The following is a 1,739-nucleotide window of genomic DNA, read 5'->3' as shown; positions in this document are numbered from 1 at the left end:
ACAGCGGCGATACGCCTGCGGTTGATTTCGTTGGCACGTATATGCTGTTGCCCAACTATTCGCAGCTACTCAGTTGCTAGTTCTTCTTCGGCTACGACCTCGTTCGTAGCCGGCTCTAACTCTTCTGTTATCTCCTCAACCAGCTCTTCTTCCGGTTGCTCTAGATTCGCCTCTGCAATGCCATGGAAGCTCGATTCCTCCGGCTGAGCATCGTTCGTTGGTACGTTCGGCGTTAAGTGGTCTGGCTGTTGTGGTGAGTCGCAGTCATTACGTGATATTTCACCATCGAGCAGATCGCCTATGATTATGCCGCAGTGATCCTTGAGCTGGAATGTCAAACCGCTGAGTGGGTTGTTGGCCATGTCAAACTCGCCGCCAATCTGACCGGATATGACATTGCCGGAGATGGTTACAGGCTTGAGTGATACAGCGCCTCGCTGCGCGTGCACTCGAATAGGGGAAAACGTGATGCTCTTAAGCGACTTATCGGCTTGTGAGCGTAGTGTCGTTTCTCGTAGGTTTGCTTCCACTTGCCCCGTTAAGCTGTACGCCAACATATTGTTGTCACCAGATAGACCTTGCAGGTCGAGATTGAGGTCAGAAAATCCATCTACCGCGAATACATCGGGGAGGTATGGGTGAAGTAGTTTGAGTGGAATGCCATCCGCACTCAGATTAAGCGCCCAAGGTTGGCTTGCCGTACTTAGATCAAGTTGACCAAAGCCTTCAATGTAGCCTTGTTCTAGCGGGGCAAACAGACGAGAGAGTTGCCACAACCCTTGCTCACTTTGTGTCGAAATCGCAGCATGAGAAGACAGAACTTGGTCGTAGCTCGCATTTACGACACTCGCGTCGAGACTGCCATGCCATACGCCCCAAAAACGGTGTTGGCGCTTTAACTTTAGCGCTTTTCCTTCGACGTTTAAGCCAGAGAGTTGCCAGAATGGTTCGTGCGCTAATTGGATTATCTGACTACGTTCAATATCAAGTTCTTGGATATCCACTTCTTGTAACGCGCTGGTGGCGGCCTTCCACCAATCCTTGTTGTCATCAGACTGGATAGCCCATTTCAATCCTTGAACAGAAGCCGTGTCGAGTTGCCAGTGCGTCGGTTTGAATTGACCAGAAACCTGTACGCGGCCTTGCTGCCAATCTAGGCTCAGTTCTTGGAGCTGGATATTCTCGGGCGTGAAAATGGCGTTCAAGCGTGGCTCTATTGCGGTTTGCTCTTGGAAACGAACACTGTCAGCTTGTAAAGACACTTTGGCAGTGGCATTCCATAGAGACGCAGGCAGTGAGGCATCTTCAACGGACAGTTCAAGGTTTTGCCAGTGCCATTCACCCCATTCAATATCGGCGTTAAGCAAGTCGAGGCTATTGATATGGTTAATGGTGAACGGCAATTCTTGCCACGGTTTAGAGAGTAAAGATCGTCGCTGTGTATTGGTGATTGCCAACTTATCAATCGTGACATTGACCAAAGACCAGCCTTGCGGATATTGCTCACCTTGCCCTGAGATTTGGCTATTGCGCCATTTAAAAGACGTGCCATAGAGGGTGCTGTTTTGGGCTTGATAATCCACATCAACCAGTACTTTTTGTATCGCCTCACCGTGCCAATACATTTGCTCCGCAGAGGCCTGAATAGCGCCGTAAGGCCATAATTGTTGAGCGTTTAGCCAAGTAGGATCTTGGATTTGGATACTCAATCCAGTTACGGAAAAGCGCGCATCCGCGTA

At 49.7% G+C, this 1,739-nt stretch carries 1 protein-coding gene; it reads right to left on the bottom strand.

The window, feature by feature from the left end; genetic code table 11:
* Positions 1-65: 65 nt before the first annotated feature.
* The coding region (locus R7F67_RS23855; RefSeq protein WP_318057416.1) for an AsmA family protein at positions 66-1,739 on the bottom strand (1,674 nt) is incomplete at its 5' end.

The organism is Vibrio sp. YT-17, assembly GCF_033337375.1.
GTDB lineage: Bacteria > Pseudomonadota > Gammaproteobacteria > Enterobacterales > Vibrionaceae > Vibrio > Vibrio alginolyticus.
The sequence above is the reverse complement of the archived record's forward strand: the minus strand, read 5'-3'. Positions and strand labels throughout refer to the sequence as shown.